This window comes from Lagierella sp. (assembly GCF_029983815.1).
In the GTDB taxonomy this organism is placed as follows: Bacteria; Bacillota; Clostridia; order Tissierellales; family Peptoniphilaceae; genus Mediannikoviicoccus.
Genome location: NZ_JASBYU010000013.1, coordinates 42,031 through 49,621, shown reverse-complemented (window position 1 = coordinate 49,621; position 7,591 = coordinate 42,031). Strand labels below are relative to the sequence as shown.

The 7,591-nt window shown below is 31.5% G+C and carries 9 protein-coding genes; all 9 read left to right on the top strand.

Features of this window, described 5'->3' with window-relative positions; all coding sequences use genetic code 11:
* Positions 1-199 (top strand): hypothetical protein (locus tag Q1K37_RS06315; protein WP_300410567.1); only part of this gene is annotated, 199 nt, incomplete at its 5' end.
* A 101-nt stretch (positions 200-300) separates the two neighbouring features.
* Entirely contained in the window at positions 301-762 is a 462-nt protein-coding gene (gene rimP / locus Q1K37_RS06310) for a ribosome maturation factor RimP (protein ID WP_300410565.1), read from the top strand.
* 11 nt (positions 763-773) lie between these two features.
* Complete coding sequence (nusA, locus tag Q1K37_RS06305; protein ID WP_300410563.1) at positions 774-1,895, top strand: transcription termination factor NusA; 1,122 nt, start codon at positions 774-776, stop codon at positions 1,893-1,895.
* Entirely contained in the window at positions 1,885-2,154 is a 270-nt protein-coding gene (locus Q1K37_RS06300) for a YlxR family protein (protein WP_300410561.1), read from the top strand. The genes nusA and Q1K37_RS06300 overlap by 11 nt, the downstream gene beginning before the upstream one ends.
* 20 nt (positions 2,155-2,174) lie before the next feature.
* Positions 2,175-4,412 (top strand): translation initiation factor IF-2, encoded by a 2,238-nt coding sequence (gene infB / locus Q1K37_RS06295; protein ID WP_300410560.1) that lies wholly within the window; start codon positions 2,175-2,177, stop codon positions 4,410-4,412.
* A gap of 8 nt (positions 4,413-4,420) precedes the next feature.
* Entirely contained in the window at positions 4,421-4,786 is a 366-nt protein-coding gene (gene rbfA / locus Q1K37_RS06290; protein ID WP_300410558.1) for a 30S ribosome-binding factor RbfA, read from the top strand.
* The gene (locus tag Q1K37_RS06285; protein WP_300410556.1) at positions 4,779-5,732 is read left to right on the top strand and encodes a bifunctional oligoribonuclease/PAP phosphatase NrnA; all 954 of its coding nucleotides are present in this window, start codon (positions 4,779-4,781) and stop codon (positions 5,730-5,732) included. The genes rbfA and Q1K37_RS06285 overlap by 8 nt, the downstream gene beginning before the upstream one ends.
* Complete coding sequence (gene truB, locus Q1K37_RS06280; protein ID WP_300410554.1) at positions 5,725-6,633, top strand: tRNA pseudouridine(55) synthase TruB; 909 nt, start codon at positions 5,725-5,727, stop codon at positions 6,631-6,633. Before Q1K37_RS06285 ends, truB begins: the two co-directional genes overlap by 8 nt.
* The gene (locus Q1K37_RS06275) at positions 6,630-7,550 is read left to right on the top strand and encodes a bifunctional riboflavin kinase/FAD synthetase (protein WP_300410553.1); all 921 of its coding nucleotides are present in this window, start codon (positions 6,630-6,632) and stop codon (positions 7,548-7,550) included. Before truB ends, Q1K37_RS06275 begins: the two co-directional genes overlap by 4 nt.
* Positions 7,551-7,591 lie beyond the last annotated feature (41 nt).

The following is a 7,591-nucleotide window of genomic DNA, read 5'->3' as shown; positions in this document are numbered from 1 at the left end:
ATTTTTCAATGCGTTTAAAGGTTTTGGTATGTATTCAACTGTCAAACTCCCGGGTGAAGTTGAAGAGGTTAGTGATTTACTTGAGGATGAAGATTCAGAAAACCTGGGAAATAATGAAAATTTCACTATTGGTGAAAAAATCTTGAAAAATCCTAAGGATGCATTTATTTATTCTGAAATCTTCAATAGAAAATACTAGAGTTGAAAGTTATACCAAAACTTGTTATAATAAATTTAAGTTAGATTATTTGATAGGAGTGGGATTTTCCCGCTCTTATTTATTTAATAAAAGGAGGCGTAATGAATAAAAAAGAGTTACTTAATCTTTGTAAGGAGGAGTTTGAACCTCTTTTAAAGGAATTGGGTTTGGAATTATACGACATTGAATACAGCAAAGATGCCATAGGAAATATTTTACGGATTTTTATAAGTAAAGACGAAGGTAATGTGGGAATTGAAGATTGCGAAAAGGCTAGTAAATCAATAAGCCAAAAGCTCGATTTACTAGATCCAATTGAAGAATCTTATTTTCTAGAAGTGTCTTCGCCGGGAATTGATAAGCCTTTTAAAAAGGAAAAAGACTATGTTAAAAATATTGGGAAGAAAGTCGAAGTGAAGTTTTATGGTTCTTTTAAGGGGCAGAAGACATTAATTGGTGTTTTATTAGAAAAAAAGGAAAATGAGATTGTAATTGAAACTGATAAAGGGAATGAAAAAATCCCTTTAGATATGATTTCTACTGTAAAATTATCATTATTTTAATAGGAGAGAAAATGAATCAAGAATTTATAAATGCTCTAACTGAAATTGAAAAAAGCAAGGGTATTTCTAGCGATATAATTATTGAAGCTTTAGAAAAAGCTTTAATAAAAAGTTATGAAAAGAATTTTAACGACAATGGAAATGTTTCTGTTAGCATAAATAGGGAAAATGGAGAAACAAAGATTTATTCCATTAAGAAGGTAGTTGAAGAAGTGGAAGATCCTATAACGGAAATATCTATCCATAAAGCTCGGGAGTTAAGATCAAATTTGGAATTAGGTGATGAAATTACAATTGAGGTCACTCCGAGAAATTTTGGTCGAATAGCTGCTCAAACTGCAAGAAATATTGTTATTCAAAAGATAAAGGATGCGGAAAGAGAAATAATTTACAATGAATTTATTGACCGAGAAAAAGAGATAATAACTGGATTAGTGCAAAGAATAGATAGGGGAATTATCTATGTCGATTTAGGAAAAGTTGAAGGTATTGTTCCTTATGAAGAACAGATTCCTAATGAAAATTATAAAATTAACGGAAGATATAAATTCTTTATAAAAGAAGTGAAAAACACTACAAAAGGTGCTCAAGTAATCCTATCTAGATCCGATGTAGGCCTTGTAAAGAGATTGTTAGAATTAGAAGTTCCTGAAATAAATGAAGGAATTGTTGAAGTGTTTTCTATTGCAAGGGAAGCTGGTTCAAGAACAAAACTAGCTGTTTTTGCTAGGGATGAAAATGTGGATCCTGTAGGGGCTTGTGTTGGATTTAAGGGAAGCAGAGTAAGGACTATAGTAGATGAACTAAATGGAGAAAAGTTAGATATTATCGTTTGGGATAAGGATATTAAAAAGTTCTTGGCAAATAGTTTAAGTCCTACTGAAGTCGAACAGGTTTTCATAAATGAAGAAGAAAAAGTCGCAAGGGTAATTGTAGACAATGATCAGTTATCTTTAGCAATTGGAAAAGAAGGCCAGAATGCAAGACTTGCAGCAAAATTAACGGGATGGAAAATTGATATTAAGGGTTCACAACAGTATTTGGATGAGATACAATCTGAAGACTTGAAAGTTGAGTTTCCTGAAGAACAAGAATATATTGCCGGTATTTTAAGTGAGGATCATGAAGACTAAAAAAATTCCAATGCGAAAATGTGTTGCTTGTGGTAATAATAAACCAAAAGGCGATTTACTTAGAATAGTTAAGAATAAAGAAGAAGGAATTATTATAGATCCTTCTGGTAAAAAGAATGGCAGGGGAGCTTATATTTGCAAGGATATAAACTGCCTTGAAAAAGCTATTAAGAACAAAAAGATTTGTCATGCATTAAACACTGAAATCAGTGAAGAAACTTATAAGGAGATTTCAAACTATGTAATGGAAGATAAATAAATTCGAGAGGAGTGCTTTATATGAAGAAAATTAGAATTTATGAGATTTCAAAGAAAATAAATGTTCCTGCAAAAAAAATTATTGAGGAATTAAGTAAAATAGGGATAAATGTTAAAAGTCACATGTCATCGGTAGACGAGGATGTACAAAAACAAGTTGAGGAAATATTTTCCAAAACTCCTAATAAATCTGGAACTAAGGATAAGAAAATGAAACATGAGGGTAAACAAAAACCTCAAAATAATAAACATCCTAAAAGCAAAAATTCAAGTAAATCAGATAAAAATACTGAAAAGACTGACAGTGAAAAAAATAACAAAAAAAATAAGAACCATAACACTCCTATTAATAAAAATAAAAACAAGGGGAAAAAGAATCGTCAAAAGAAAAAAATTGATGAAGATCATTTCAAAAATTTACAAAAAACTACCCCAAGATTAAAAAATAAATATAAAAATAAGAAAAAAAGTGATTCGGAAAATATGGAAAATGAAAATAAGAATGAACCTATAGAAATACCTGGAAAGATTACCGTAGGAGAACTTTCTGAAGCTATTGATGTTCCACTAGCTCAATTGATCAGTAAATTAATCTCCTATGGAATAATGGCTTCTCAGAATGAAGAGCTTGATTTTGAAAATGCTCAAATCATAAGTTTAGAGTTTGGAAAAGAAGTCGTTCAGATGACAGAAGAAGACCTTGAAGAGGATATGATGTTGGAACTGGATTTTGAAGATAAAGAATCTTCATTAAAATCTAGACCTCCTGTGGTAACTGTAATGGGACACGTTGACCACGGAAAGACCTCATTACTAGATAGTATTAGACATACTACTGTTACAAGGGGAGAAGCTGGTGGAATAACTCAACATATAGGTGCATCTGTAGTAAATGTTGATAATAACAGAATAATATTTTTAGATACTCCAGGTCATGAGGCTTTTACAGCGATGAGATCAAGAGGGGCTCAAGTTACAGACTTAGCTATACTTGTAGTAGCTGCTGATGATGGTGTTATGCCTCAGACTTTAGAAGCTATCAACCATGCTAAGGCGGCTGAAGTTCCTATTATAGTTGCCATAAATAAAATGGATAAACCTGAGGCAAATGTCGAAAGAATTAAGCAGGAATTAGCTGAAAATGGTCTTATGCCTGATGATTGGGGCGGAGAAGCTATTTGTGTCCCTGTATCTGCAAGGACAGGTGATGGTATAGATGACCTTTTAGAAATGGTTATTACAGTGGCTGAAATCGAAGACTTAAAGGCTAATCCTAATAGAAGGGCTATTGGAACTGTAATCGAAGCCCAACTTGACAAGGGAAGAGGTCCTACTGCAACTATCCTAATCCAAAAAGGTACATTAAAAACTGGAGATATAGTTGTATCAGGAACTACAAGCGGTCGTGTTAGGGCAATGTTTGACGATAAGGGTAAAAATATTAAGAAAGTCGGACCTTCATATCCTGCTTTAATTTTAGGTTTGTCAGATGTTCCTGAAGCAGGAGATACTCTTTATGCTGTAAAAGATGAAAGAACTGCAAGGGGATATGCTGATAAGGCAAAAGAACTTCAAAAAGAGGATATGTTACGTTCATCCTCTAATATAAATTTAGACGATCTATTTAGTCAGATTTCCAGTGGAGACATCAAAGATCTAAATATAATCATTAAAACAGATGTTAGAGGTACTATCGACGCTGTTAAGCAGTCATTTGAAAAGTTGAGTAATGAAGAAGTAAAAGTTAATATAATCCATGGAGCAGTCGGTGGAATAACTGATTCAGATGTTAACTTAGCTGTAGCATCAAATGCCTTAATAATAGGATTTAACGTTAGACCTTCCCAATCTGCAATAGACCTTTCAAATTTTGAAGGTGTTGAAATACGAACATATAGAGTAATTTATGAGGCTATTGAAGATATTAAAAATGCTATTAAGGGAATGTTGGCTCCTAAGCTTGTTGAAGAAGTAGTTGGAAGAGCCGAAATAAGAGCTGTTTTTAAAGTACCTAATGTAGGTTCTGTGGCTGGTATCTATGTCACAAGTGGTAAAATCCTAAGAAATGCATCTGTAAGACTTATTAGAAATGATATAGTTGTTCATGAGGGAGAAATAGCCTCATTAAAAAGGTTTAAGGATGACACAAAGGAACTGGCTACAGGATTCGAAGGTGGCTTGGGAATAGAAAATTATAATGATATTAAAGAAAAAGACGTTATTGAAGCTTATGTAATGAAGGAAGTAACTCCAAAGTAGGTGAGAATATGAATGAGAAGAGAGTACGAAGAATTTCTTCAGAAATAAATAAAGTGGTTTCAGAATTGTTGTATAAAGATTTAAAAAACCCGAATATTGATCCTCTATATACTGGTATAACCGGTGTTAAAGTTACAAATGATTTAAGTTTTGCATATATCTATATATCAGTAATTGGAGATGAGATAAAGAAAGAGGAAACCTTAAAAGGATTTGAAGAGTCTAAGGGTTTTATACGTAAGGAAATTAGCAGACAGGTGGACTTACGTCATACTCCAACTCTAATTTTTAAATTAGATGAGTCTTATGAAAGGGGAATGCATATTGAAAGCATCCTCAATGAGTTAAAATCTGATGGAGAAAAGAATGTCTAAAATTGAAGAACTAAGAGAAATAATTGCAAAAAACAAGAGTTTTGCAGTTATTTCTCATTTACGCCCTGATGGAGATAATCTTGGGTCTATTATTGCAATGTCTAGACTTTTAGAAAATCTGGGCAAAATTGTTTATCCAATCCAGTTGGATTTAATGCCTGATAAATTTAACTTTATTACAAACAACATCAACTTTTATAGCGATATCATCTTTGAAGTTGATGTTGTAATTGCCTTGGATTGTGCAGATAAGAAACGATTAGGCGAGGTAGATTCCTTATTAAATTCTGCCAAGGATATCATTAAGATAGATCACCACAATACAATTGAAAACTATGGTACTTTAAACATAGTTGACAAAGATATTTCATCTACTTGTGAATTGTTAACTAAGATTTTCATAAATTTAAATATAGAATTTACGCCTCAAATATCAACAGCCTTATTAACGGGAATTTTAACGGATACTGGTAGATTTTTATATGATAGTGCTGATGAAGAAACTTTGAATATATCTTCTTTCTTAATAAATAACGGAGCTGATAAAAAACTCCTTATGGATAAATTATTCCAATCAGAAAGTTTAAATTCTAAAAAAGCTCAATTGGAAATCCTCAAGAATGCTCATTTTTACTATGACTCAAATTTGGTTATTTTAAGACAGACTAAAAGCATCTTGGATTCATACTCTGTATCTGATTCAGATGTAGAAAATGCAATTAACTATTATAGGGAAAGTAAAGAAGTAAAGGCTGTAGTGATGATAAAGGAAATTACAGAAACTTCTTATAAAGTTAGCTTTAGAAGTAAATCTGGTGTGGATGTATGTCAGATAGCAACAGAATTTGGTGGGGGTGGACATATTCAGGCCTCTGGCTGTAAAATAGAAGGGCCAATAGACGTTGTGGAGTCTAAAATTGTTGAAAGGTTTGATATTTTTGAATAATAATACTATTTTAGACGGTGTAATCAATGTCTATAAAGAAAGAGAAATGACTTCCCATGATGTAGTATTTCAATTAAGGAAGATTTTAAAAACAAAAAAAATTGGACATGCAGGTACATTAGATCCAAATGTTACTGGAGTACTAGCCATATGCATTGGGAACTCTACAAAGCTATCATCCTATCTTATGAACAATTCTAAGACCTATATTGGGGAATTATATTTTGGTATAGAAACTGACACCGAAGATATTTGGGGAAATATAATAAAGACAGATTGTAAGATACCATCTGAGGAGGAATTGACAAGAGTTATAGATGAATTTAATCAAAAGTCTATTTTACAAACACCGCCTATGTATTCAGCTATAAAGGTTAATGGCAAAAAATTATATGAGATTGCAAGAAAAGGTGAAGTTATAGATAGGAAAAGCAGAAAAGTTTTTATTTATGATATTTCCCTTCTTAGGTTTTATGAAAATAAAGCTCAAATTAAAGTAACCTGTTCTAAAGGAACATATATTCGGACTTTATTTAAAAATATTGCTGAAAAATGCGGTAGTTGTGGGACTATGTCCTCTTTAGTTAGAATATCTTCTGGAGGATTAAAGATAGATAGCGCCTTAACCTTAAATAAGATTAAGTTCTTAGCTGAAAGTGAAATTTTTGATTTTATAATTCCACCAGAGGATGCTTTGGTTGACATTGAAAAAATAATAGTCCCTGATTATCTTTTCAAAAAGGTAATAAATGGAGTTGCCATTAAAACAGATTTGATAAATTTAAATCTTGAAGAAAAAAAAGAATATTTAGTGTATTGTAAAGGTGAATTTATTGGCGTTTACAAACATGAAAATAAAATATTGAAAGTTAAAACCTATTTATTTAGAGGTAACAAATGATTCTAGAAATTAGCAAAAATAATTTTAAACTTAATAGTAACTTTGTGATTGCCTTGGGGAATTTTGATGGCTTTCACATCGGACACCAATCTTTAATCGATGAACTTGTGGAAGTGTCCAAAGAGACTAACTTAACGCCTTCAGTTCTACTCTTTAAAGAACATACAAAAAAGGTATTAGAAGGGAAAACTTTTAAATATCTAACTAACTTGGATGACAAGATAGAAATACTCAAAGGTTTAAAAATTACCGACGTATTTATTACTGATTTCCAAGATATAAGGAATATGACTCCTATTGAATTCTTAGATTTTTTAACAAAAGGATTAAATGTAAGAGCTATTGTTGTAGGTAATGACTATAAATTTGGCCAATTTGCTAAAGGAAATATTAAACTGCTATCTGAGTATTGTAATGAGAATGGATTATATTTGAAAATTTTAAATCAAGTGGAAACTTTAGATTCGCCTGTTAAAAGCACCAATATTAGAAAACTTATTCAATCTGGAAAGGTTAGAGAAGCAAAAGAATTGCTAGGTAGGCCATATAGAGTTACAGGGACTGTTAATCATGGTTATAAAAGAGGACGAACTCTAGGTTTTCCCACAGCAAATATCACTGATCTATTTGATTATATTTTACCAAAAGAAGGCGTATACTTAACAAAAACCTATATCGATGGTTTTGTAGAATTCTACTATAGTTTGTCCTTCGTTGGTAAGAATATTACATTTTCTGAGGATGAATTGAAGATAGAAACCTATATATTGGACTTTGACGGCGATTTATATGGAAAAAAACTTAAGATAGAATTTTTAGATTTCATAAGGGATAATATAAAGTTTAAAAATGCAGAAGACCTAACTATACAGATCCATAAAGATATAGAAACGGCGAGAAATATACTAGGATTTTAATTTACTTTTTATCTTAATTATGGTACACTTATATAGAAATA

Excerpts from the sequence above, each read along its gene's own strand:
- rimP (WP_300410565.1), top strand. The coding sequence starts at position 301 with ATGAATAAAAAAGAGTTACTTAATCTTTGTAAGGAGGAGTTTGAACCT.
- nusA (WP_300410563.1), top strand. The coding sequence starts at position 774 with ATGAATCAAGAATTTATAAATGCTCTAACTGAAATTGAAAAAAGCAAG.
- Q1K37_RS06300 (WP_300410561.1), top strand. The coding sequence starts at position 1,885 with ATGAAGACTAAAAAAATTCCAATGCGAAAATGTGTTGCTTGTGGTAAT.
- infB (WP_300410560.1), top strand. The coding sequence starts at position 2,175 with ATGAAGAAAATTAGAATTTATGAGATTTCAAAGAAAATAAATGTTCCT.
- rbfA (WP_300410558.1), top strand. The coding sequence starts at position 4,421 with ATGAATGAGAAGAGAGTACGAAGAATTTCTTCAGAAATAAATAAAGTG.
- Q1K37_RS06285 (WP_300410556.1), top strand. The coding sequence starts at position 4,779 with ATGTCTAAAATTGAAGAACTAAGAGAAATAATTGCAAAAAACAAGAGT.
- Q1K37_RS06275 (WP_300410553.1), top strand. The coding sequence starts at position 6,630 with ATGATTCTAGAAATTAGCAAAAATAATTTTAAACTTAATAGTAACTTT.